Annotated in this window: 17 protein-coding genes; 3 read left to right on the top strand and 14 right to left on the bottom strand. The window is 64.7% G+C overall.

Annotated features, from left to right (window positions below; all coding sequences use genetic code 11):
- Nucleotides 1–33: 33 nt before the first annotated feature.
- Nucleotides 34–2,100 carry an ATP-dependent DNA helicase gene (locus QHG62_RS08860; protein ID WP_281150522.1) on the bottom strand — a complete coding sequence of 689 codons (2,067 nt, stop codon included), beginning with the start codon at nt 2,098–2,100 and terminating at the stop codon, nt 34–36.
- Nucleotides 2,097–2,300: a DUF465 domain-containing protein gene (locus QHG62_RS08855; protein WP_126747274.1), complete on the bottom strand. Its 204-nt coding sequence runs from the start codon at nt 2,298–2,300 to the stop codon at nt 2,097–2,099. Before QHG62_RS08855 ends, QHG62_RS08860 begins: the two co-directional genes overlap by 4 nt.
- A gap of 110 nt (nt 2,301–2,410) precedes the next feature.
- Between QHG62_RS08855 and QHG62_RS08850 the strand changes: the two genes are divergently transcribed.
- Entirely contained in the window at nt 2,411–3,181 is a 771-nt protein-coding gene (locus QHG62_RS08850; RefSeq protein ID WP_281150521.1) for a PP2C family protein-serine/threonine phosphatase, read from the top strand.
- A gap of 52 nt (nt 3,182–3,233) precedes the next feature.
- Here QHG62_RS08850 and QHG62_RS08845 read toward each other — a convergent pair whose 3' ends face one another.
- The 7 genes from QHG62_RS08845 to QHG62_RS08815 all read right to left on the bottom strand — a co-directional run bounded on the left by QHG62_RS08845 (nt 3,234) and on the right by QHG62_RS08815 (nt 13,528).
- Nucleotides 3,234–3,908, bottom strand: a complete 675-nt coding sequence (locus tag QHG62_RS08845; protein WP_281150520.1) for a hypothetical protein — start codon at nt 3,906–3,908, stop codon at nt 3,234–3,236.
- Nucleotides 3,905–5,005: a cell division protein ZapE gene (zapE, locus tag QHG62_RS08840; RefSeq protein ID WP_281150519.1), complete on the bottom strand. Its 1,101-nt coding sequence runs from the start codon at nt 5,003–5,005 to the stop codon at nt 3,905–3,907. Before zapE ends, QHG62_RS08845 begins: the two co-directional genes overlap by 4 nt.
- 4 nt (nt 5,006–5,009) lie before the next feature.
- A complete protein-coding gene (gene lpdA, locus QHG62_RS08835; protein ID WP_281150518.1) occupies nt 5,010–6,440 on the bottom strand; it encodes a dihydrolipoyl dehydrogenase in 1,431 nt (476 codons plus the stop codon).
- Nucleotides 6,441–6,453: 13 nt separating this feature from the next.
- On the bottom strand, nt 6,454–7,737 hold the full coding sequence (gene odhB / locus QHG62_RS08830; RefSeq protein ID WP_281150517.1) for a 2-oxoglutarate dehydrogenase complex dihydrolipoyllysine-residue succinyltransferase: 1,284 nt from the start codon (nt 7,735–7,737) through the stop codon (nt 6,454–6,456).
- Nucleotides 7,738–7,792: 55 nt separating this feature from the next.
- On the bottom strand, nt 7,793–10,669 hold the full coding sequence (locus tag QHG62_RS08825; protein WP_281150516.1) for a 2-oxoglutarate dehydrogenase E1 component: 2,877 nt from the start codon (nt 10,667–10,669) through the stop codon (nt 7,793–7,795).
- Between the two features lie 178 nt (nt 10,670–10,847).
- Entirely contained in the window at nt 10,848–12,800 is a 1,953-nt protein-coding gene (locus tag QHG62_RS08820) for a propionate--CoA ligase (RefSeq protein ID WP_281151546.1), read from the bottom strand.
- Between the two features lie 125 nt (nt 12,801–12,925).
- Entirely contained in the window at nt 12,926–13,528 is a 603-nt protein-coding gene (locus QHG62_RS08815; protein WP_281150515.1) for an isochorismatase family protein, read from the bottom strand.
- A gap of 75 nt (nt 13,529–13,603) precedes the next feature.
- On the opposite strand from QHG62_RS08815, the gene QHG62_RS08810 reads away from it, so the two are divergent.
- Nucleotides 13,604–14,410 carry an alpha/beta fold hydrolase gene (locus QHG62_RS08810; protein ID WP_281150514.1) on the top strand — a complete coding sequence of 269 codons (807 nt, stop codon included), beginning with the start codon at nt 13,604–13,606 and terminating at the stop codon, nt 14,408–14,410.
- A 10-nt stretch (nt 14,411–14,420) separates the two neighbouring features.
- Here the strand turns inward: QHG62_RS08810 and QHG62_RS08805 are convergent, their stop codons facing one another.
- Nucleotides 14,421–15,518 (bottom strand): PQQ-dependent sugar dehydrogenase, encoded by a 1,098-nt coding sequence (locus tag QHG62_RS08805; protein ID WP_281150513.1) that lies wholly within the window; start codon nt 15,516–15,518, stop codon nt 14,421–14,423.
- 274 nt (nt 15,519–15,792) lie between these two features.
- Between QHG62_RS08805 and QHG62_RS08800 the strand changes: the two genes are divergently transcribed.
- Nucleotides 15,793–16,377, top strand: a complete 585-nt coding sequence (locus tag QHG62_RS08800; RefSeq protein ID WP_281150512.1) for a C40 family peptidase — start codon at nt 15,793–15,795, stop codon at nt 16,375–16,377.
- 86 nt (nt 16,378–16,463) lie between these two features.
- Here QHG62_RS08800 and lpdA (QHG62_RS08795) read toward each other — a convergent pair whose 3' ends face one another.
- From lpdA (QHG62_RS08795) to aceE, 4 genes are read right to left on the bottom strand one after another with little or no spacing between them, the layout of a single operon-like run.
- The gene (lpdA, locus tag QHG62_RS08795) at nt 16,464–18,287 is read right to left on the bottom strand and encodes a dihydrolipoyl dehydrogenase (RefSeq protein WP_281150511.1); all 1,824 of its coding nucleotides are present in this window, start codon (nt 18,285–18,287) and stop codon (nt 16,464–16,466) included.
- Nucleotides 18,284–18,877: an MFS transporter gene (locus QHG62_RS08790; RefSeq protein WP_281150510.1), complete on the bottom strand. Its 594-nt coding sequence runs from the start codon at nt 18,875–18,877 to the stop codon at nt 18,284–18,286. The genes lpdA (QHG62_RS08795) and QHG62_RS08790 overlap by 4 nt, the downstream gene beginning before the upstream one ends.
- Nucleotides 18,874–20,559, bottom strand: a complete 1,686-nt coding sequence (aceF, locus tag QHG62_RS08785) for a dihydrolipoyllysine-residue acetyltransferase (RefSeq protein ID WP_281150509.1) — start codon at nt 20,557–20,559, stop codon at nt 18,874–18,876. Before aceF ends, QHG62_RS08790 begins: the two co-directional genes overlap by 4 nt.
- 49 nt (nt 20,560–20,608) lie before the next feature.
- Nucleotides 20,609–23,323, bottom strand: a complete 2,715-nt coding sequence (gene aceE, locus QHG62_RS08780; RefSeq protein ID WP_281150508.1) for a pyruvate dehydrogenase (acetyl-transferring), homodimeric type — start codon at nt 23,321–23,323, stop codon at nt 20,609–20,611.
- Between the last annotated feature and the right edge of the window lie 53 nt (nt 23,324–23,376).

Below are 23,376 nucleotides of genomic sequence, written 5' to 3'. Positions count from 1 at the left end.
GCGCGCGGTGCCCTGTCCCAGCCTTGTGCCTATTCAGGCTGAGAGCGAATTCTTCAGGTCGCTGATGGCCGCCTCGAAATCAGCTTCGCTCTCCAGTCTCCGCATCGGGGGCAGCGCGGACAACAACCGCCGTCCGTAGCCCATGGCCACCAGGCGGGTGTCGCAGATCGCAAGCACCCCGCAATCGGTTTCGCGGCGAATCAGCCGCCCGGCGCCCTGCTTCAGCGCCACGGCCGCCTCGGGCAGGGAATAGTCGCTGAACGAACTGCGGCCCTGGGCTTCGAGCCGCTGCGAGCGCGCTTCGACCAATGGATCGTTGGGTGGAGGAAACGGCAGCTTATCGATCACCACCAGTTGCAGTGCGTCGCCCGGCGCGTCGAAGCCCTCCCAGAACGATGCGGATGCAACCAGTACGCAACCGGCGCGGCCGCCTTCCGCACCTTCGCGGAAGCGGTCCATGAGCACGCGCTTGGGCAGTTCGCCCTGCACCAGCACCTCTGGCCGCACGTCGGCTTCCAGCCGTTCGAACTGCTGCTTCATTTCGTCGCCGATGGCGCGCAATGCACGCAGCGTGGTCGTCAACACCAGCGTGCGGCCGCCGAGTTCGCTGGCGCCGCGCGCGGCCAGTTGCGCAACGCGCGCGCTGTGAGAGGCATCGTTGGGTTTTGGAAAGGCTCGCGGCACATAAAGCCCCGCCTGCGCGGCGTAGTCGAACGGGCTCTGCACGCGCAGCACCTCGGCATCGCCCAGGCCGCACGGCTCGGTGAACCAGCGCAGCGTGGGCTCGCCGCCCAGCGTGGCGGAAGTGAAGATCCAGGCGCGCCCGCTGTCTTCCGGCGCCGGGCGGCTGTCCTCCTGTTCTTCGCCGTAGGCATCGAGTTCAGGCTCGCCATGGCTGATCTTGAGCACGCGCGTGCGCATTGCCTCGGCAATGTCGAGCGGCGATTCGACCAGGCGCAATTGCGTGCCTACGTCGACCCAGCGCACCGACTCGACCTCGCAAGGCAGCGCGAAACGCGCAGCGCGCTTGGCGAGTTGCTGCGCCCGCTCGTACAGGCGCACGAAGTCGGGCGATATCTCGCTGACGGTATCGAGCCCTTCGGCCGCCATTTCGAATGCATGCTGGAAGTCGTCGAGCGCGCCCTGCCAGATGCCGGGATCGATGCCTTCAGGCGCGGGCCCCACCCAGCGCAGCTTGGTGCCGGGCCACTGCTTGCCGACCGCAAGACGCAATTCGCGCGCCGCGCGCTCGACGGCCGCCGCCAGCTGCTGCCAGTCGACCAGTCCGCGCGCATGCTGGAGGCCCGCGCCAAGCAGATCGCGCGCGAAATCGAGCGCCTGGCCGCTGCCGAGTTGCGCCCCGAGAAACTGCACACCGGTCTCGTTGAGCTGGTGGGCCTCGTCGAACACGACGACGCTCACGGTGGGCAGCAGCTCCGCCATGCCGGTTTCGCGCACTGCGAGATCCGCAAAGAACAAGTGGTGGTTGATGACCACCACATCGGCTGCCAGCGCCTCGCGCCGTGCGAGGTTGACGTGGCAGGGCTTGAACTGCGGACACTGCGCGCCCAGGCAGTTCTCGCGCGTGGAAGTGATCAGCGGGATAAGCGGCGAGCGCTCGTCCAGACCGGGAAGCTCGGCCAGGTCGCCCGTTCGGGTGGCCTTGGACCATTGCTCGATCTTCGCGAGCGTTCGCAGGCTGCCTCGCTCGGGCAGCGAGGCATCGTGCCGCGCAAGGTCGAGCCGGTGCAGGCACAAATAGCTTGCGCGCCCCTTGAGCAGTGCTGTTCGCACCGGCAGTTCGAGTGCCTCTACCAGGCGCGGCAAATCGCGGCCGAAGAGCTGGTCCTGCAATGTCTTGGTGGCAGTCGACAGCAGCACGCGCTCACCGCTCAGCAACGCCGGCACGAGATACGAGAAGGTCTTGCCCACGCCGGTGCCGGCCTCCACCACCAGCACGCCGCCGTCTTCGATGGTGCGTGCCACGGCCAGCGCCATTTCGGTTTGCCCCGAGCGTTCGCGAAACTGCTCGGCAGCACGGGAAAGCGCACCGCCGTGCGCGAAGGCGTCGCGCACCTTGTTCTCGAGTGTGTCGGTCACGCGGGTTCTCTCGGATCGAGCAGGTTTTCGAGCCGCACGATCTGGTCGCGCAGCCCGAGGCGGCGCTTCTTCAGGCGCCGCAGCAGCAGTTCGTCCTGCGGCAAGGCCTCGGCCAGGCGGTCGATGGTGGCATCAAGGTCGGCATGTTCGATGCGCAACTCGATCAATTGGCGGGAAAGGGAATGGAGATTGGAGTCCAACGTTGGCGATGCGCGTATTCCGCGCGCACTCGTGTTCACTCGATAATACGTCCTGACACGAATTCACGAGAAGACACAAACGGAAAGCGCGCCATTGGCGCATTGCGCTCATGACCCTAGGCTTTCGACTTGCCGCCGCAACCGGCCTCCACAAGGGAGACCGCCCCTACCAGCAGGACCAGGTGCTGATGATGAGCCATCCGCGCGCGCCGGGCTGCATGCTGGGCGTGGTGGCCGACGGCATGGGCGGGCGCAGCGGCGGACGCAAGGCCTCCGACCAGGTGCTGATGACGGCACGCCAGCTTTTCACCCGCTATCACCCTGATCGAGACAGCTCCACGGCGGTGCTGCGGCAGCTGCTCGAAGACGCGCATACGGTGATCAAGCTCACTGCCCTGTCGAGCGAGCAGGAGCCGCACAGCACACTGGCGGCCTTTCTCATGAACCCCAAGGGCGACTGCGCCTGGATCCATGCCGGCGACTCCCGCATCTATCACTTCCAGGACGGCGAGCTCGTCACGCGCACGCGCGATCACTCCTATGTGCAGGTGCTCGTCGACCGCGGCGAGATCAGCGAGGCCGAGGCCAATGTCCATCCCAAGGGCAACATTCTCCTGGGCTGCCTCGGCATGACGACGACCCCGCCGCCGGTCGAGCCCCACTACATTCCGGCCATGCAGCCCGGCGACCTGCTCATGGCATGCAGCGATGGGCTCTGGCACTACTTCAGCCCCGAGGAGCTGGCCAGCGTGTTGTATTCGGAGCAGCCGCGCGACGCGGTTGAAATCCTGGTGGGCGAGGCGCGGCGCCGCGCCCGCGGCACCGGCGACAACATCTCCATTGCGGTATTGAAGCTCGAAGCGCTTCCGGCAGAAGTCTGAGCACCAACGACGCTGTGCGACCCGGCGCTTTGCGGCGCAGGACCTCCAGCGCCTAACGGGCGGGCGATGACGCCGGCGCTGCCGGCGGCGCCGGGGGCAGCGGCGCCCCGCGCGGCTTGCTGCGATCGGCGTTCTGCCGTTCGCGGCTGGCCCGGCGCTCCGCCGCCTTCTGCTGCTTGCTCTCGAAGCGTTGGACTTCAGCCGGCGCTTCGGCGCGGCGCTGCGCGGCCTTGGCCTGCTCTTCGGCGTTTGCCCTTTGCTTGGCCTCGAGCTGGCGCCGGCGCTCGTCGGCTTCGGCAGCGGTGGCGGCACGGCTTGCCGCGTGATCGGCAGCGCGCTGCTCGCGGTCTTTCTGCGCCTGGCGCGACTCGTCCTGCTTCTCGGGCGTGTCTTGCGGGCGCCGCGTGGCGGCCTTTTGATCTAGCTTCTCGAGCTCGGCCGCGCCGCGCCGCTGGCGCTCGATGTCGTTGATGGCCGTTTCCTGGCGCTTGATGTGATCGGTTTCGGTGCGGCGGCGCCTGCGGCTGTCGCGCAGGCAATCTTCGACCGCGAACTTCTGGTAGCAGGCGGCGCGCTCCTTCTCGAATCGCGCCTCGATGGCGGCGCGTTCGGCCGTCAGCCTGCTGCGTTCGGCTTCGAAGTCGGCGGTGCCTGCGGCCGCATTGGACTGAGCCCAGACCGGCAGGCTGCCCAAGGTCATCAGCACGGCGAAAACGATATTTTTCATGTCAGTCGAGTGTCGACGATCCGGCGCTCCAGCGAGAGGAATTCGCTCGATTGCATTTCGGTGAGCCTGGAAACCGTGCGCGGAAATTCATGCGCCAGCGGCCCCTCGGTATACAACGCCTCCGGCGCCACCTCAGCCGACATGATGAGCTTGACACGCCGGTCGTACAAGACGTCGACGAGCCAGGTGAAACGGCGTGCTTCGGAAGCCATGCGCACCGGCATGTGCGGCACGTCGGAGAGCAGCACCGTGTGGAACTGGCTGGCAATTTCGAGGTAGTCGTTCTGCGAGCGCGGCCCGCCGCACAGCGTCTTGAAGTCGAACCAGACCACACCGCCCGCCTTGCGCCGTGCGCGGATCTCGCGCTGCTCGATGTGCAGGACCGGGTTTTCGTCGGCCGTTTCGGCCAGCTTGTCGAAAGCCTTGCGCATTTCCTTCTCGGCCGCCGCATCGTTGGGCGTGAGGTACATGCGCAATTGCTCGAGTGTGCGGCGCCGGTAGTCGGTGCCGTTGTCCACGCTCAATACTTCGAGCTTTTCGTTCAGCAATGCAATCGCTGGCAGGATGCGGTCGCGATGCAGCCCGCCCGGGTACAGGTCGTCGGGCCTGAAATTGGAGGTGGTGACAAAGCCCACGCCGTTCTCGAACAGCGACACCAGCAGCCGATGAAGAATCATCGCATCGGTGATGTCCGCCACGTGGAACTCGTCGAAGCAGATCAGCTTGTAGCGCTTGGAAATGCGCAACCCAAGCTCATCGAGCGGATTGACCGTGCCCTGCAACTCGCGCAACTCGCGGTGCACCTCGCGCATGAACTCGTGAAAGTGCAGGCGCGTCTTGCGCCTGAGCGGCACGGCGTTGAAGAACAAGTCCATCAGGAAGCTCTTGCCCCGCCCGACGCCGCCATACATGTAGACGCCGCGCGGGAGCTCCGGCCGGTTGATGAACTTCTTCAGTGCGTTGGAGCGCTGGGCCTTGTAGCCGGCCCACTCCCGCGCGCAGCGATCCAGCGCCTCCACGGCACGCAGTTGCGCGGGATCGCTCTGGAACCCGCGCACCGCGAGTTCCGCCTCATAGGCCTCTTTGACGCTGGTCAATGGATCAGAAGTTCAGCGTACGCTTGTCCACGGCAAGTGCCGCTTCCTTCGTGGCTTCCGACAGCGACGGATGCGCGTGGCAGATGCGCGCGATGTCTTCGGCGCTGGCCTTGAACTCCATGGCCACCACGGCTTCGGAGATCAGCTCGCTGGCTTGCGGGCCCACGATGTGCACGCCGAGGATCTCGTCGGTTGCGGCATCGGCCAGGAACTTGACCATGCCGGTCGTGTCGCCCAGCGCGCGTGCGCGGCCGTTTGCCAGGAACGGGAAGGTGCCGGCCTTGTAGGCGCGGCCCGCGGCCTTGAGCTGCTGCTCGGTCTGCCCGACCCACGCGATCTCGGGGCTGGTATAGATGACCCACGGAACCGTGTTGAAGTTGACGTGGCCGTGCTGGCCCGCAATGCGCTCCGCCACGGCAACGCCCTCTTCCTCGGCCTTGTGCGCGAGCATCGGACCGCGCACCACGTCGCCGATGGCCCACACGTTGGGCAGGCTCGTCTTGCAATCGTCGTCCACGGCAATGGCGCCGCGCTCGTCCAGCTTCAGGCCCACGGCTTCGGCGTTCAGGCCAATGGTGTTGGGCACGCGGCCGATCGAGACGATCAGCTTGTCGACTTCCAGCGTCTGGGCTTCGCCCTTGGCATTGGTCCAGGCAACGCTCACGCCCTTCTTCGACAACTTGATCTCGCCGACCTTGACGCCAAGCTCGATCTTGAGCTTCTGCTTGTCGAAGGCCTTCTTGGCTTCCTTGGCGATCTGCTCGTCCACCGCGCCGAGGAAGGTCGGCAGCGCTTCGAGCACCGTGACTTCGGCACCGAGGCGGCGCCACACCGACCCCATTTCCAGGCCGATGACGCCCGAGCCGATCAGGCCCAGCTTCTTCGGCACCGCGCCGATGCGCAGCGCGCCGTCGTTCGAAAGAATGTTCTCCTCGTCGAAAGGCGTACCGGGCAATGCGCGGGCGTTGGAGCCCGTGGCCACGATGATGTGCTTGCCGCTGATCGATTCTTCGGCCGCGCCCGCCACCTTGATCTCATAGCCGGTTTCGTCGGTTTTCACGAACGAGCCGCGGCCATGGAAGAAGCTGATCTTGTTCTTCTTGAACAGGTACAGGATGCCGTCGTTGTTCTGCTTCACGACCTGGTCCTTGCGGGCCAGCATCTTGTCGATGTCCAGGCCAAGGCCCTCGACCTTGATGCCGTGGTCGGCAAAGTGGTGGCCGGCCTGCTCGAAGTGCTCCGACGATTGCAGCAGCGCCTTCGACGGAATGCAGCCGACGTTGGTGCAGGTGCCGCCCGGTGCCGGGCCGCCCTTGCCGTTTTTCCACTCGTCGATACACGCGACGTTGAAGCCGAGTTGCGCGGCGCGAATGGCCGCGATGTAGCCGCCGGGGCCGCCGCCGATGACGATGACGTCGAATTGTTTGTTTGCCATCTGATCAGTCTCCTCAGATGTCGAACAGCAGGCGCGACGGATCTTCCAGCGCCTCCTTCATGGCGACCAGGCCCAGCACGGCTTCGCGGCCGTCGATGATGCGGTGGTCATAGCTCATGGCAAGGTAGTTCATCGGGCGGATGACGATCTGGCCGTTCTCGACGACGGCGCGGTCCTTGGTGGCGTGCACGCCGAGGATGGCCGACTGGGGCGGGTTGATGATCGGGGTCGATAGCATCGAGCCGAAGGTGCCGCCGTTCGAGATGGAGAACGTGCCGCCAGTCATCTCTTCGATGCCGAGCTTGCCGTCCTGCGCCTTCTTGCCGTATTCGGCAATCTTCTTCTCGATGTCGGCAAAGCTCATCTGGTCGGCATTGCGCAGGATGGGCACCACCAGGCCGCGCGGCGAACCGACAGCAATACCGATGTCGAAGTAGCCGTGGTACAGGATGTCGTTGCCGTCGACCGAGGCGTTGATCACCGGGTACTTCTTCAGCGCATGCACCGCGGCCTTCACGAAGAAGCTCATGAAGCCGAGCTTCACGCCGTGTTCCTTGGTGAAGCTGTCCTGGAAGCGCTTGCGCAGTTCCATCACCGGTGCCATGTTGACCTCGTTGAAGGTCGTCAGGATGGCGTTGGTGGCTTGCGATTGCAGCAGGCGCTCGGCAATGCGGGCGCGCAGGCGGCTCATCGGCACGCGCTGCTCGGGGCGTTCGCCCAGGTCTGCGGTGCCAGAGGGTGCCGAGACTTGCGGCAGCGCAGGCTTGGCGGCCGGTGCCGCCACGGTGGCGGCAGGCTTGGCGCCCGAAGCCACGGCGCCGAGCACGTCGCCCTTGGTGACGCGGCCGTCCTTGCCGGTACCGGCCACGTCGCTGGTCTTCAGGTTGTTGTCGGCCAGCAGCTTGGCAGCGGCGGGCATGGCAACGTCGGCCTTCGAGCCGCCGGCGGCTGCGGCAGCGGCTGCGGGGGCCGGTGCAGCGGCGGGCGCCGGGGCTGCGGCGGGCGCCGGGGCTGCGGCGGCGGGTGCTGCCGCCGGTGCGGCGGCCGCGCCCTTGCCTTCGGTGTCGATCCTGGCGATGAGCTGGTCGGCCACCACGGTGGCGCCATCGGGCTGGACGATTTCGGCCAGCACGCCGGCCGAGGGTGCGGGCACTTCGAGCACGACCTTGTCGGTCTCGATCTCGATCAGGATTTCATCGACGGCGACGGCTTCGCCGGCCTTCTTCTTCCAGGTGAGCATGGTGGCTTCGGCCACGGATTCGGAAAGCTGGGGGACTTTGACTTCTACGATAGACATTTGGAGTGAGCTCCGTTTTGTTCTTGAGGGTGTTCGTGTGAAAAAAGGCTCTTGATTACTTGGTCAGCACGAAGCCCTTGAGCTTGCCAAATGCGCCATCGACGAGCGCCTTCTGCTGTTCCTGGTGCAGGTGCGAGTAGCCCACCGCCGGCGATGCCGAAGCGGCACGGCCGGAGTAGCCGAGCTTCTGGCCTTCCTGCATGTTTTCGTGGATGTAGTGCTGCACGAAGAACCAGGCGCCCTGGTTCTGCGGCTCGTCCTGGCACCAGACCACGTCGACGAGATTCGGGTACTTCTTGATCTCGGCGGCAAAGGCCTTGTGCGGGAACGGGTAGAGCTGCTCGACGCGGATGATCGCCACGTCCTCGTTGCCCTGCTCTTCGCGCTTCTTGAACAGGTCGTAGTAGACCTTGCCCGAGCAGGCGATCAGGCGCTTGACCTTCTCTGCCTTCAGGCCCTTGCTGTCCGGAATGACCGTCTGGAAGCTGCCCTTGGTGAACTCGGACAGCGGCGACGTTGCATCCTTGTTGCGCAGCAGCGACTTGGGCGTAAGGATGATGAGCGGCTTGCGCAGGTTGCGCACCATCTGGCGGCGCAGCACGTGGAAGATCTGGCTGGCCGTGGTCGGCTGCACCACTTGCATGTTGGTGTCCGCGCTCAGCTGCATGAAGCGCTCCAGGCGTGCCGAGCTGTGCTCGGGGCCCTGGCCTTCGTAGCCGTGCGGCAGCATCATGGTCAGGCCGTTGACGCGGCCCCACTTCACTTCGCCCGAAGCGATGAACTGGTCGATCACCACTTGCGCGCCGTTCACGAAGTCGCCGAACTGGGCTTCCCAGATCACGAGCGTGTTCGGGTCGTTCGATGCGTAGCCGTATTCGAACGCGAGGACGGCTTCTTCCGAGAGGATGGAGTCGATGACGACGAACGGCGCCTGGTTTTCAGCCACGTTCTGCAGCGGAGTGTAGGTGCCGACGTCGAACTTCTCGCGGTTCTGGTCGTGCAGCACGGCGTGGCGGTGCGTGAAGGTGCCACGGCCCGAGTCCTCGCCCGAGAGGCGAACCGGGTAGCCGCTGGCCACCAGAGAGGCGAAAGCCATGTGCTCGCCCATGCCCCAGTCGACGTTCACGTCGCCGCGGCCCATGGCGGCGCGGTCGTCCAGCACCTTCTTCACGAGCGGGTGCACCGTGAAGCCGGCCGGCACCGTGGTGATCTTCTCGGCCAGGCGCTTCCACTCGCTGGACGGAATGGCCGTGTCGCCGGCATCGGTCCACTTCTTGTTGAGGTAGGGGCTCCAGTCGACCGCGTACTTGCTCTTGAAGTTGGTGAGCACCGGGTCGATGGTGTTCTTGCCTTCGTCGAAGGCCGCGCGTTGCGCCTTGACCATGTCGTCGCCGAGCGTGTCGCCCAGGCCTTGAGCGGCCAGCTTGTCGGCGTACAGCTTGCGCGTGCCGGGATGCTGGGCGATCTTCTTGTACATGAGCGGCTGCGTGAGCGAAGGCGTGTCCTGCTCGTTGTGGCCGAGCTTGCGGAAGCAGACGATGTCCACAACCACGTCCTTCTGGAACTCCATGCGGAATTCGAGGGCGAGCTGGGTAGCCAGCACCACGGCTTCGGGATCGTCGCCGTTCACGTGCAGCACCGGCGCCTCGATCATCTTGACGATGTCCGAGCAGTACAGCGTCGAGCGGCTGTCGCGCGGGTCGCTGGTGGTGAAGCCGATCTGGTTGTTGATGACGATATGCACCGTGCCGCCGGTGAAGTAGCCGCGCGTTTCTGCCAGTGCCAGCGTTTCCATCACGACGCCCTGGCCCGCGAAGGCGGCGTCGCCGTGCACCAGCACGGGCAGCACCTGCTTGCCCTGCGGGTCGGCGCGGCGGTCCATGCGCGAACGCACGGAGCCTTCGACCACGGGGTTCACGATTTCGAGGTGCGAGGGGTTGAACGCAAGGCTCAGGTGCACCGGGCCGCCAGGGGTGGTCACGTCCGAGCTGAAGCCCTGGTGGTACTTCACGTCGCCGCTTGGCAGGTCTTCAGGTGCGGTGTGGTCGAACTCGGCGAACAGGTCGGCGGGCAGCTTGCCCAGCGAATTGACCAGCACGTTCAGGCGGCCGCGGTGGGCCATGCCGATCACGATTTCCTGCACGCCCTTGACGCCGGCCTGGTTGATGAGCTCGTCCATCGAGACGATGAAGCTCTCGCCGCCTTCGAGCGAGAAGCGCTTCTGGCCCACGTACTTGGTATGCAGGAAGCGCTCGAGGCCCTCGGCCGCCGTAAGGCGGTTCAGCACGTGCTTCTTCTGCTCGGCCGTCAGCTTGGGGTTGGTCCGGGCGCTTTCGAGCTTCTGCTGCCACCAGCGCTTGTGGTTCTGGTCGGTGGTGTACATGTACTCGGCGCCCATCGTGCCGCAATACGTTTCACGCAAGGCATTGAGCAGGTCGCGCAGCGACATGGTCTCTTTGCCGAAGAAGGTGTTGCTCGTGTTGAACACCGTCTCGAGGTCGGCGTCGGTAAAGCCGTAGAACGAGGGCTCGAGTTCCGGAATGGCCGGGCGCTCGGCGCGCTTGAGGGGGTCGAGGTCGGCCCAGCGGGCTCCGACGTTGCGGTAGGCGGCAATCAGCTGCTGGACGGCGGTGCGCTTGCGGCCCAGTTCGGAGTCTGCGCCGCTGGCCTGGACCACGCGGGTCGTGCCCTGCTTGGCACGTTCTGCAAAGGCGTTGATGACCGGCTGGTGCGGCACATCGCGGGTATTGGAGCCGTCTACGGCGGGAACATTCTGCAGCGCATCGAAATACGAGCGCCAGTTGTCAGGCACGCTGCCAGGGTTGGCAAGGTAGTTTTCGTACATCTCTTCGACGTAGGGCGCATTGCCGCCGAAGAGGTATGTGTTGCCTTGATAGGCGGTGTACGCCGATGGCGTAGAAGAATCGCTCATATTCCGCTGACCTTCGCTTCCCTGAAGGAAGCACTAGCTGGTTAAGAAACCTTCCGCGACACGGCTGAACCGGTTGGCGGATGCGACTGTGGCTGGGGAAGGGCCTGAGTACCTTGGCATTGTGCCACGTCAGACATATGACGGCTCGGCGCAACTTCGCAAGATTACCCTTGCTCATTCAGGCAGAAGAAAGTAGTTGTTTGATCTGTTGCAGCGTGGCGGGGTCGTCCATGGTGGTCAGGTCGCCCGGATCGCGCTGCTCGCACACGGCCTGGATCGCCCGCCGCAGCAGCTTGCCGCTGCGGGTCTTGGGCAGCCCGTTCACAAAGCGCACGCGGGCCGGCCGCGCCAGCGCGCCGAGCTGGTCGGCCACCACTTTCATGATTTCGCCCTCCAGCTTCAGCGCCACGTCGGGGTCGGTAACTGCCTGGCCGTCCCGCGGTACGACGAAAGCCATGGCCACCTGCCCCTTGAGCGCATCGGCCACGCCGACCACCGCCACCTCGGCCACGCCGGCGTGCCCCGAAATGCTCTCCTCGATCTCGCGCGTGCCGAGGCGGTGCCCGGCCACGTTGATCACGTCGTCGGTGCGCCCGAGGATGTAGAAGTAACCGTCTTCGTCGCGAATCCCCCAGTCGAAGGTCGAATAGACCATCTTGCCGGGTACGGTTTTCCAATAGGTGTCGACGAACCGCCGGTCGTCCTTCCACACCGTTTGCATGAAGCCCGGCGGCGTGGGCCCTTCGATCACGACCACGCCCTTTTCGTTGGCGCCCGTCAGTTCCTCACCTGTGGATTCGTGCAGGATCTTCACGCGGTAGCCGTACATCGGCACGCCCGGGCTGCCGAATTTGCTGGGCTTTTTCTCCACGCCATTGGCAATGGTGATGATCGGCCAGCCCGATTCGGTCTGCCAATAGTTGTCGATGATCGGCACGCCCAAGCCGTCGGCAATCCACCGCGCTGTGGGCTCGTCGAGCGGTTCGCCCGCCAGGAAGAGCGCGCGCAGGCTCGACAGGTCGTATTTTCTGAGCAGCGCCGGGTCTTGCTTCCTGAGCACGCGCACCGCGGTGGGCGCGCTGAACTTCACCGTGACCTTGTATTTCTCGACCAGGCGCCACCAGATGCCGCCGTCAGGCTGCTTGTCGATGCCCTGGGTGGGCAGGCCCTCGTACATCAGGGTGGCCATGCCGGCGATCAGCGGCCCATAGACGATGTAGCTGTGGCCCACCACCCAGCCGATGTCGCTGGTCGAAAAATAGGTTTCGCCCGCCCGCCCGTCGAAGATGTGCTTCATGCTGGCGGCCAGCGCCACCGCATAGCCGCCGACATCGCGCTGCACGCCCTTCGGCTTGCCGGTGGTGCCGCTCGTGTAGATGGTGTAACTGATGTCGGTGGCGGCCAGCCAGGTGCATGGCACTTCGGTGGCGCGATGCTTCAGGCTCAACTCGGCAGCCAGGTGGTCGCGCCCGGCGGTCAATGCCATGGGCGCAAGGCCGCGATCGGTCAGGAGCACGGCCGGTGGCTTGTGCTTTGAAATCCTGATGGCCTCGTCGAGCAGCGGCTTGTACGCAATGACCTTGCCGCCGCGAGAACCGGCGTCGGCGCTCACCACCACCTTGGGCTCGGCGTCTTCGATGCGCGCCGCCAGCGAGCCACTGGCGAAGCCGCCGAAAACCACGCAATGGATGGCGCCGATCCGCGCGCAGGCCAGCATGGCGAACGCCGCTTCCGGAATCATCGGCATATAGATGAGCACGCGGTCGCCTTTGCCCACCCCGAGCTCGACCAGGCTGGCCGCGGTGCGCTGCACCTCGGCATGCAGTTCGCGAAAGCTGTAGGTTCTTTCGGTTCCGGTTTCAGTCGATACGAAGATCAACGCAGGTTGATCGCCGCATTCGGCTACATGCCGGTCGACGGCGTTGTGGCACAGATTGGTGCTTCCACCCACGAACCAGCGGGCAAATGGCGGCTGGCTGGCGTCCAGAACCTGGGTCGGCGGCGTCTTCCAGTCGATCAGCCGGGCCTGCTCGGCCCAGAACGCCTCGGGCGCATCCACCGACCGGCGATAGAACTCTTCGTAGCGGCTCATCTGCGATGTCTCCTGGTTATGGAAATCAGCTCCGGCGATCAGCGTCGCCTAAAACTGAATTCATAATTATGGAGATCGATCTTGCAGGAAGCTGACGCGCCCGACAATCAGGTGTCGCCCGCGTCGCTCCGGCCCCGGCCGGGTGGGGGCTGAACGCAAGGCCGTTATCGAATGATCTTCAGCAGCTCGGGGAATGCCGGGTGCTCGGCCGTGCGCAGCCACTCGAAGCCGACCATCTCGGTGGTCACCAACTCGGCGCCCGCGCCGGCCAACCGGTCGAAGGCCGCGTCGCGATTGCGCTCGGTGCGAGAGCTGCAGGCGTCGGTCACCACCCAAACTTCAAACTCGTCTTCAAGAAGATCGAGTGCGGTCTGCAGCAGGCACACATGCGCCTCGCAGCCGGCAATCACGATGGTGTTGCGCTCTTCGGCTGCGGCCGCAGGCTTCTGCAGGTGCTTCGGCAGGCTGCGGGCGTTGCCCTGCGGCGCCTTGGGCGGCACGCGCAGCCATTCGCCAAGGCCCTCCTCCATGCCGCTGAAATGCATCTTGGGCAAGGTTCGCTGGTACAGCGCGCGAATGCTGGGCAGGGTTTCGCCGAGCTTCGAGGGGTTGTGCTCGGTGCCCCAGACCGGCACCTCGAACAGGCGCGCCATCTTGCCCAGGCGCACGGCGTTCTGCGCCACGGCATCGGCCTCGAAGATCGCAGGCATCAGTTGCGCCTGGTAGTCGATCAGCACGAGTTGGGATTGCGAGGCGTCGAGCAGCATGAACTGATTCTTTCAGATGAAAATTGATTGGGCTAGACCGTACCACCGAAAAGCCGTGCACCTAGACTCCGCTGGATGCGGATCTTTTACTGGCGCCTCTCAGCGCGGCGCCCTCTCCTGCTGCTGAGCCTTTGCGCCGTGCTCCTGGTCTCCGGCTGCGGCGGCATGCGAACGGCCAACACGCCGCTGGAGAGCACGCTCGAAAAGAGCAGCTGCACCCCGAACGCGGACACGCTGCTTTTGCTCCTGCCCGGCGCCTATTCGCACCCGGACGATTTCACGCGCGAGGGTTTCGTCAAGGCGCTAGGCGACAACAGGCTCGCGGTGGACGCGATGCTGGTCGATGCGCACCTCGGCTACTACAACAACAAGACCATCCTCGACCGGTTGAGCAAGGACGTGATGGCACCGGCACGCAGCAAGGGCTACAAGTCGATCTGGATCGTCGGCATTTCGGTCGGCGGATTCGGCGGGCTTCTCTACGCGCAAACCCACCCCGGCGAACTGGCCGGCCTCGTGACCATCGCGCCTTATCTGGGGGAACGCGCGCTCAGCCTGGACATCGCCAATGCGGGCGGCGTGGCCCACTGGACCGGGCCGCTGGACGCCCCACCGGGCAGCGACCCGCGAACGCCGAACGAAACGCAGCTTTGGCAATGGCTGCGCGGCCACGTCGGCCATAGCGCCACCTTCGGCGCGCGCCCGCCGCTTTACCTGGGCTACGGCATCGACGACCGCTTTGCCTTCAGCCACCGGCTCCTGGCCGCTGCGCTGCCGGAGGGCCGCGTGTTCACGACCGAGGGCGGCCATGACTGGCCCGAGTGGATGCGCCTCTGGCGCAGCATGCTGCCCACGCTGCCTCTGCCGGGCTGCTCAGGCTGAAGCCCTGGGGTCAGTTCGGCCTTAACCGCAGCAGCTTGCCGTCGGATTCGTCGGTCAGTACATAAAGCAATCCGTCCGGCCCCTGCTTCACGTCGCGGATACGCGCCCTTCCGTCGGCCAGCAGCCTGTGCTCGGCCACCACCTTGCCGTCTTTCAGCTCGATGCGGTCGAGATAGCCGAACTTGAGCGATCCGACGAAGAGATTGCCCCTCCACCCCGTGCCATACCGGTCGCTGGTCAGGAAGGCCATGCCCGATGGCGCAATCGACGGCACCCAGTAGTGCAACGGCTGCTCCATCCCTTCGCTCGCGGTGAGGCCGTCGCCAATCTTGCCGCCGCCGTAGTTTTCACCGTAGGTGATCACCGGCCAGCCGTAGTTGCGGCCAGCTTGCGGAACATTGAGCTCGTCGCCGCCTTGGGGGCCGTGCTCCGTCATCCACAGGCGGCCGTCCGGCGCGAGCGTCGCGCCCTGGCCATTGCGGTGGCCGTAGCTCCAGATTTCAGGCAGCGCCCCACTCCGGCCGACAAACGGGTTGTCCTTTGGCACGGTTCCGTCTTTGGCAATGCGCACGACTTTGCCCAGGTGGCTGTCGAGCTTCTGCGCATCGTCCTTGCGGCTGTACCGGTCGCCCAGCGTAAGAAACAGCGTGCCGTCTCTCGCTTCGACAATGCGGCAGCCGAAATGATTGCGGCTGGCCACCTTGGGTTGCTGGCTGAAGATGATGCGCAGGTTCTCCAGCTTCGCGCCCTCTTCCGAAAGCTGTGCGCGGGCCAGCGCAGTGCCGTTGGCCGAGCCCCCTGCCTGGGGTTCGGAAAAACAGAAGTACAGCGTGCGGTTCTTTTCGAAGCCTGAATCCGCCAGCACGTCGAGCAGGCCACCCTGGCCGCCCGCCGCAATCGCAGGTAACCCGGTCACTGGCGGGCTGATTTTTCCGTCCGCAGCAATCACCCGCAAACGCCCGGCGCGTTCGGTCACCGCGAAACGGCCGTTCGGCAGGAAGGCGACGCCCCATGGATTCTCGAGACCGGACGAAATGGTCTCAGGGCGTAGCTGCGCTACAACGGTGCCCGCGAACGCCAACCCCGCCAGGACAGCTGCGCGACCCATAGGCCGAAAGTTCGATGTAATTTGCAGATTCACGAATTTTGCGGGAAGTTGAAGCGATGTTGCGGGATTTTGTCGATCAAACGCGCTCCCGCGAGTGATTCACCTTACAGGCGGAGGTTCATTTGCGGGCAATCGCTTATGGTTCATAAAGGTCCGCCGTTACATTTTTTCTTCAGCCGAATCGAAAAATTTCAAGCAAATCAATCATTTGGAGATACATTCGCCAATTCAGATGAGGTTGACATAACCGCGCGTCATCAATATCCTACGCGCCATGCGTTTTTTCGTCCTACCCGCTTCCCTCCTGTTTGCCGTCGCCGTCCAGGCCGCTCCTCAACAGGACCGAACCGATGACGAACTTGCCCGCTTGCTTGTCGACAAGGGCTTGATCGGACAACTCCAGCAGGTTCGCCAAACCGTCACCGAACGAACTTCCGATTTGGTCGTTACCGCCATCGGCTTCCTTGGCGTTCCATATCGCCGCGGTGGCAACTCGGCCGAGTCCGGCTTCGATTGCAGCGGCTTCGTTCGCGCCATGTACAACCAGACCGTTGGCCACCTGCTGCCCCGCCGCGCCGAAGAACAAGCCGCAGCCACCGAAAAGATCGACCGCAGCCAACTCAAGCCCGGCGATCTCGTTTTCTTCAACACCATGCGCCGTGCCTTCAGCCATGTCGGCATCTATGTCGGCGAAGGCAAGTTCATTCATTCGCCGCGCACGGGCGCCCAGGTGCGGGTGGAAGACATGAACGGCAGCTACTGGAGCCGCCGCTTCGACGGAGCCCGCCGCGTGCTTGGCGGCGCCCCCAACGACGAGGTCAAGGCCGCGGCAACAGCCGCAACCCGCACCGGCGACTAAACCGCCCTCTTTCAACGCAAAAAATCCCGCCGCGGCGGGATTTTTTTATGGCCGCTCCAGTTGCCTGGAGCGGCGCAACCAGCCGGTCAGGCCTTCTTTACTGGCGGCAAGTCGGTACAGGTACCGTGCGCCACCTCGGCCGCCATGCCGATGCTTTCGCCCAGGGTCGGATGCGGGTGAATGGTCTTGCCGATGTCGATTTCGTCGGCGCCCATTTCAATGGCCAGCGCGATTTCGCCGAGCATGTCGCCGGCGTGCGTGCCCACGATGCCGCCCCCAAGAATGCGATGCGTCTCGGCGTCGAACAGCAGCTTGGTGAAGCCCTCGTCCCGGCCGTTGGCAATGGCCCGGCCCGAGGCGTTCCACGGGAAGTGGCCCTTCTTGATCTTGATGCCTTCTGCCTTGGCCTGGTCTTCCGTGAGGCCGACCCACGCCACCTCGGGGTCGGTATAGGCAACGCTCGGGATCACGCGGGCGTTGAAGGCGGCGCTCGAAAGCTCCTTGTCGCCCTTCTGCTCGCCGGCAATCACCTCGGCCGCCACATGCGCCTCGTGCACCGCCTTGTGCGCCAGCATGGGCTGGCCCACGATGTCGCCGATGGCGAAGATGTGGGGCACGTTGGTGCGCATCTGGATGTCGACCGGAATGAAGCCGCGGTCGCTCACCGTCACGCCGGCCTTCTCGGCGCCGATCTTCTTGCCGTTGGGGCTGCGGCCCACGGCCTGCAGCACCAGGTCGTACACCTGCGGTTCCTTGGGTGCGTTCTCGCCCTCGAAGGTGACCTTGATGCCCTCTTTCGTGGCTTCGGCGCCGACCGTCTTGGTCTTGAGCATGATGTTGTCGAAGCGCGGCGCATTCATCTTCTGCCACACCTTGACCAGGTCGCGGTCGGCGCCCTGCATCAGGCCGTCGAGCATTTCGACCACGTCGAGCCGAGCGCCGAGGGTGGAATACACCGTGCCCATCTCCAGGCCGATGATGCCGCCGCCCAGGATCAGCATGCGCTTGGGATCGGTGCCCATCTCGAGCGCGCCGGTGGAGTCGACCACGCGCGGATCGTTCTTCGGCATGAACGGCAGGCTCACGGCCTGCGAACCGGCCGCGATGATGGCGTTGCGGAACTTGACGGTCTGCTTCTTGCCGGTGGTGTCCCAGCTGGTGCCGGACGTCTCGTCCACTTCCAGGTGGTAGGGGTCGATGAAGTTGCCGACGCCGCGCAGCACCGTCACCTTGCGCATCTTGGCCATGGCCGTGAGGCCGCCGGTGAGCTTGCCCACCACCTTGTTCTTGTGGCCGAGCAGCTTGGCGCGGTCGACCGTGGGCGCCGCAAAGCTCACGCCAAGGTCGGCGAAGTGCTTGACCTCGTCCATGACCGAGGCCACGTGCAGCAGCGCTTTCGATGGGATGCAGCCCACGTTCAGGCACACGCCGCCCAGCGTGGCATAGCGTTCGATGAGCACGACCTTCAGGCCGAGGTCGGCAGCGCGGAATGCGGCCGAATAGCCGCCAGGGCCGGCGCCGAGCACGACGACGTCGCACTCGACATCGACCTTGCCGCCATAGGTGGACGCGACGGGCGCTGCAGCCGGAGCCGGTGCGAGAGCCGCCTTGGGGGCGGGCGCCGCGGCGGCTGGCGCAGGAGCGGCTGCTGCGGGCGCGGGCGCTGCGGCACCGTCCACCTCCAGCGTCAGCACCACGGAGCCTTCCTTGACCTTGTCGCCCACTTTGACGGCGAGCGACTTCACCACGCCGGCGGCCGACGATGGAATTTCCATCGAGGCCTTGTCCGACTCGACCGTGATCAGCGACTGCTCGGCCTTGACCGTGTCGCCGACATTGACGAGCACCTCGATGACCGCGACTTCGTCGAAGTCGCCGATGTCCGGCACCTTGATTTGTTGTTCGCTCATTTGGACACTTTCAGTTTGAGTGTGAGAACGTCGACCGGTGGGGCCGAATTGCGATCGAATTCGCAGGCGGCGGCAATCCCTGCTTCCGCCACGTCGCGCGAGGTGCGCGACTTCATGTCGTAGGCCGCGTGCATGGCGCCAAGTGCAAAGCTGCGCCCCGAGCCAATGGCCCAGAACTGCTTGAACTCGAACACCTCGCGGTAGCTGTAGATGCCGTAGATGCCGCTCTGGTTGGCCATCAGCATCGTGAACTGGCTCGACTCGTAGGGCTCATGCTCGTCTTCCTTGGTCTGCATGAAGAACGAGTCTTTCAGCACCGGGTGCAGCAGCGTGAAGGTGCGGAAGATCTCGTGCTTGCTGCCGAACAGCAGCGCCTCGCGCGGCTGCGCGGCCAGCGCATGCTGCAGCACCAGGAAGTGCGCAGCAGCCCCGGCCACGGCAAACAGGCTCTGCCCCGCCGCATCGTCGATGGTGAAGATCTTCTGGTTTGCCTCGGCGCGGTGCGAAAGCCGCGTGTCGCCGAAGGTCACCAGCGAATCCGCCGCCATCGTGACCTGGCCGCCTTTGCGGACGGCCGCTACGGTGGTCATAGCAGGATTCGGCGATAGTCCGCGAGCACTTGCCCCAGGTAGGCGTTGAAGCGCGCAGCCAGGGCACCATCGATCACGCGGTGGTCGTAGGACAGCGACAGCGGCAGCGTCAGGCGCGGCACAAACTGCTTGCCGTCCCACACCGGCTTCATCTGGCCCTTGGAGAGGCCGAGGATGGCCACTTCGGGGGCATTGATGATGGGCGTGAAATGCGTGCCGCCGATGCCGCCGAGCGAGCTGATCGAGAAGCAGCCGCCCTGCATGTCGGCCGAGCCGAGCTTGCCGTCCCGCGCCTTCTTGGCGAGTTCACCCATCTCCGCGCTGATCTGCAGGATGCCCTTCTTGTCCGCGTCCTTCAGCACCGGCACCACGAGCCCGTTGGGCGTGTCGGCCGCAAAGCCGATGTTGTAGTACTGCTTGTAGACGAGCTGGTCGCCGTCGAGGCTGGCGTTGAAGTCAGGAAACTTCTTGAGCGCGGCAACCACCGCCTTGATCACGAAGGCGAGCATCGTGACCTTGATGCCCGACTTTTCGTTTTCCTTGTTGGTGGAAACGCGGAAGGCTTCGAGCTCGGTGATGTCGGCTTCGTCGTTGTTGGTGACGTGCGGAATCATCACCCAGTTGCGGTGCAGGTTGGCACCGCTGAGCTTCTTGATGCGCGACAGGTCCTTGCGCTCGACAGCGCCGAACTTCGCAAAGTCGACCTTCGGCCACGGAATGAGGCCCAATGCCGCGCCGTCCGCGCTGCCGCCACCGGCTGGCGCCTTGGCTGCGGATGCCTTGGTGCTGGCCTGGCCGCTCATCACGGCCTTGGTGAAGCCCTGGACGTCTTCCTGGGTGATGCGGCCCTTGGGACCGGAGCCCTTGACCTCTTCGAGCGGCACGCCGAGTTCGCGGGCGAACTTGCGCACCGAGGGAGAAGCGTGCGGCAGCTTGCCGGTGGGCGCCACAGTGGGTTCGTGCGGTGCGGCAGCAGCTGGCGGAGTTGCAGCGGCCGCCGATGGAGCGGCAACCGGAGTTGGCACACTGGCGGTCGCCGTTGCCGGCGCAGCGGCTGCAGCAGCCTGCGCGGGCGCAGGCGCAGGGGCCGCACCACCTGCGGCGCCTTCCAGCACGGCAATCAGGTCACCGATATTGACCGTGTCGCCCACCTTGACCTTGAGCTCCTTGAGCACGCCTGCAGCCGACGACGGAATTTCCATCGAGGCCTTGTCCGATTCGACGGTGATGAGCGACTGGTCGGCCGCGATGGTGTCGCCGGGTTTCACCAGCAACTCGATGACCGCGACATCCTTGAAATCGCCGATGTCGGGCACCTTGATTTCGATGGGGCCCGAAGCCGCAGGCGCGGCAGCCGGAGCAGGCGCCGCGGCTGCGGGCGCCGGTGCGGCAGCCGCAGGAGCCGCAGCGGCTGCAGGCGCCGAAGCCGGTGCCGCCGCAGCCCCTTCGGCCTCGAGCACGAGGACCACGGAGCCCTCTTTCACCTTGCCGCCGACCTCGACCTTGATTTCTTTCACCACACCGGCGGTCGACGACGGAATCTCCATCGACGCCTTGTCCGATTCCACGGTGATGAGCGACTGCTCGGCCTTGACCGTGTCGCCCACCTTCACAAGCACCTCGATCACCGCGACTTCATCGAAATCGCCGATGTCCGGCACCTTCACTTCCACTGCTGCCATATCGTTGTCTCCCGCCGTGAGGCGCCGTTCGTTCGTTGGTTGTTGATGTTCAGGCGTAAAGCGGATTGACCTTGTCGACATTGATGCCGTACTTCTTGATCGCTTCAACCACCTTGGCCACGGGCACTGTGCCATCTTCGCTCAGCGCCTTGAGCGCGGCCACCACGATGTAGTGGCGGTTGATTTCGAAGTGCTCGCGCAGCTTGTTGCGGAAGTCGCTGCGGCCGAAGCCATCGGTGCCCAGCACCTTGTAGTTGCGGCCCTTCGGAATGAAGGGGCGGATCTGCTCCGCGTACGCCTTCATGTAGTCGGTCGACGCGATCACCGGGCCGGTGGTCGGCGAGAGCTGCTCGGCCACGAAAGGCACGCGCGGCGTCTGGTCGGGGTGCAGCAGGTTCCAGCGGTCGGCGTCCTGGCCGTCGCGCGTCAGCTCGTTGAAGCTCGGGCAGCTCCACACGGAAGCCGACACGCCCCAGTCCTTCTCGAGCAGTTCCTGCGCGGCAAAGCTTTCGCGCAGGATGGTGCCGCTGCCCAGCAGCTGCACCGTGGGTGCCTTGGCCTTGAGCGCGGGGCCCTGCTTCGACAGGTACATGCCCTTGATGATCTGCTCTTCAGTGCCGGGTTGCAGGCCGGGCATCGGGTAGTTCTCGTTGAGCAGCGTCAGGTAGTAATAGACGTTGTCCTGCTTCTCGACCATGCGCTTCAGGCCATGGTGCAGGATCACGCCCACTTCGTGCGCGAAGGTCGGGTCGTAGCTCACGCAGTTGGGAATGGTGTTGGCCAGGATGTGGCTGTGGCCATCTTCGTGCTGCAGGCCTTCGCCGTTGAGCGTGGTGCGCCCCGACGTACCGCCCAGCAGGAAGCCGCGCGCCTGCATGTCTCCGGCCGCCCAGGCCAGGTCGCCGATACGCTGGAAGCCGAACATCGAGTAGTACACGTAGAACGGCACCATGATGCGGTTGTTGGTGCTGTACGACGTGGCCGCGGCAATCCAGCTGGACATGCCGCCGGCTTCGTTGATGCCTTCCTGCAGGATCTGGCCGGCCTTGTCTTCCTTGTAGTACATGACCTGGTCCTTGTCGACCGGTGTGTACTGCTGGCCTGCGGGGTTGTAGATGCCGATCTGGCGGAACAACCCTTCCATGCCGAAGGTGCGGGCCTCGTCCACCAGGATGGGCACCACGCGCGGGCCCAGCGCCTTGTCGCGCAAGAGCTGCGTCAAGAAGCGCACATAGGCCTGCGTGGTCGAGATCTCGCGGCCTTCGGCCGTGGGTTCCATCACCGACTTGAAGGTGTCGAGCGAAGGCACCGTGAAGCTCTCGTCGGCCTTGGTGCGGCGGTGCGGCAGGTAGCCGCCGAGGGCCTTGCGGCGCTCGTGCAGGTACTTCATTTCCGGCGTGTCGTCGGCCGGCTTGTAGAACGGCAGATCGGCAATCTTGCTGTCCGGAATCGGAATGTTGAAGCGGTCGCGGAAGGCCATGATGTCCTCGTCGCTGAGCTTCTTGGTCTGGTGGACGTTGTTCTTGCCCTCGCCGATCTTGCCCATGCCAAAGCCCTTGACCGTCTTGATCAGGAGCACCGTGGGCTGGCCTTCGTGCTTCACGGCCGCATGGAAAGCGGCGTAGACCTTCTGCGAATCGTGCCCGCCGCGGCGCAGCTGCCAAATGTCGTCGTCGCTCATCTTGGAAACCATCTCGAGCGTGCGCGGGTCGCGGCCGAAGAAATGCTTGCGAACGTAGGCGCCGTCGTTGGCCTTGAAGGCCTGATAGTCGCCGTCGTTGGTTTCCATCATGATCTTGCGCAGCGCACCTTCCTTGTCGCGCGCCAGCAGCGGATCCCAGTTGCTGCCCCAGATCAGCTTGATGACGTTCCAGCCCGAACCGCGGAATTCACCCTCGAGTTCCTGGATGATCTTGCCGTTGCCGCGCACTGGGCCGTCCAGGCGCTGCAGGTTGCAGTTGATCACGAAGATCAGGTTGTCGAGCTTCTCGCGCGCCGCCAGGCCAATGGCGCCCATCGACTCGACTTCGTCCATTTCGCCGTCGCCGCAGAACACCCAGACCTTGCGGTTCTCGGTGTTGGCAATGCCGCGGGCGTGCAGGTATTTGAGGAAACGGGCCTGGTAGATGGCCATCAGCGGCCCAAGGCCCATCGAGACCGTGGGAAATTGCCAGAACTCGGGCATCAGTTTCGGATGCGGGTAGCTCGACAGGCCCTTGCCGTCGACTTCCTGCCGGAAATTGAGCAGCTGCTCTTCGGTCAGGCGGCCTTCCAGGTAGGCGCGGGCATAAATGCCGGGGGACACGTGGCCTTGGATGTAGAGGCAATCCCCGCCGTGGTTTTCGCTCTCGGCGTGCCAGAAGTGGTTGAAGCCCGCGCCGAACATGTTCGCCAACGAGGCAAAGGAGCCGATGTGGCCGCCCAGGTCACCGCCTTCGGGCGGATGGTGGCGATTGGCCTTGACCACCATGGCCATGGCGTTCCAGCGCATGTAGGCGCGCAGCCGCTCTTCGATTTCGAGGTTGCCGGGGCAGCGCTCTTCCTGGTCGGGCTCCAGGGTGTTGACGTAGGCCGTATTGGCCGAGAACGGCTTGTCGATGCTGTGCTGCCGCGCATGTTCCAGCAACTGCTCTAGAAGGAAGTGAGCCCGCTCAGGCCCCTCGCTCTGAATAACGGAGGACAGTGCATCCATCCATTCACGGGTCTCCTGGGCGTCCGCGTCGTTCGCGGCCGAGCCGAACAGGTTCTCGGGATTTGCCGACATGCTTGTCTCTCCTATTAGGGCTGTGGCTGTAATTTAAGTGCGGTCTTCAATAA

The organism is Variovorax paradoxus (assembly GCF_029919115.1).
GTDB classification, from domain to species: Bacteria; Pseudomonadota; Gammaproteobacteria; order Burkholderiales; family Burkholderiaceae_C; genus Variovorax; species Variovorax paradoxus_O.
This window is presented reverse-complemented; position numbering and strand designations above follow the sequence as displayed.

Bases quoted from the DNA above. Each gene is read 5' to 3' on its own strand.
- QHG62_RS08850 (WP_281150521.1), top strand. From the start codon at position 2,411: ATGACCCTAGGCTTTCGACTTGCCGCCGCAACCGGCCTCCACAAGGGA.
- QHG62_RS08845 (WP_281150520.1), bottom strand. From the start codon at position 3,908: ATGAAAAATATCGTTTTCGCCGTGCTGATGACCTTGGGCAGCCTGCCG.
- lpdA (WP_281150518.1), bottom strand. From the start codon at position 6,440: ATGGCAAACAAACAATTCGACGTCATCGTCATCGGCGGCGGCCCCGGC.
- odhB (WP_281150517.1), bottom strand. From the start codon at position 7,737: ATGTCTATCGTAGAAGTCAAAGTCCCCCAGCTTTCCGAATCCGTGGCC.
- QHG62_RS08825 (WP_281150516.1), bottom strand. From the start codon at position 10,669: ATGAGCGATTCTTCTACGCCATCGGCGTACACCGCCTATCAAGGCAAC.
- QHG62_RS08815 (WP_281150515.1), bottom strand. From the start codon at position 13,528: ATGCTGCTCGACGCCTCGCAATCCCAACTCGTGCTGATCGACTACCAG.
- QHG62_RS08810 (WP_281150514.1), top strand. From the start codon at position 13,604: ATGCGGATCTTTTACTGGCGCCTCTCAGCGCGGCGCCCTCTCCTGCTG.
- QHG62_RS08805 (WP_281150513.1), bottom strand. From the start codon at position 15,518: ATGGGTCGCGCAGCTGTCCTGGCGGGGTTGGCGTTCGCGGGCACCGTT.
- QHG62_RS08800 (WP_281150512.1), top strand. From the start codon at position 15,793: ATGCGTTTTTTCGTCCTACCCGCTTCCCTCCTGTTTGCCGTCGCCGTC.
- lpdA (WP_281150511.1), bottom strand. From the start codon at position 18,287: ATGAGCGAACAACAAATCAAGGTGCCGGACATCGGCGACTTCGACGAA.
- QHG62_RS08790 (WP_281150510.1), bottom strand. From the start codon at position 18,877: ATGACCACCGTAGCGGCCGTCCGCAAAGGCGGCCAGGTCACGATGGCG.
- aceF (WP_281150509.1), bottom strand. From the start codon at position 20,559: ATGGCAGCAGTGGAAGTGAAGGTGCCGGACATCGGCGATTTCGATGAA.
- aceE (WP_281150508.1), bottom strand. From the start codon at position 23,323: ATGTCGGCAAATCCCGAGAACCTGTTCGGCTCGGCCGCGAACGACGCG.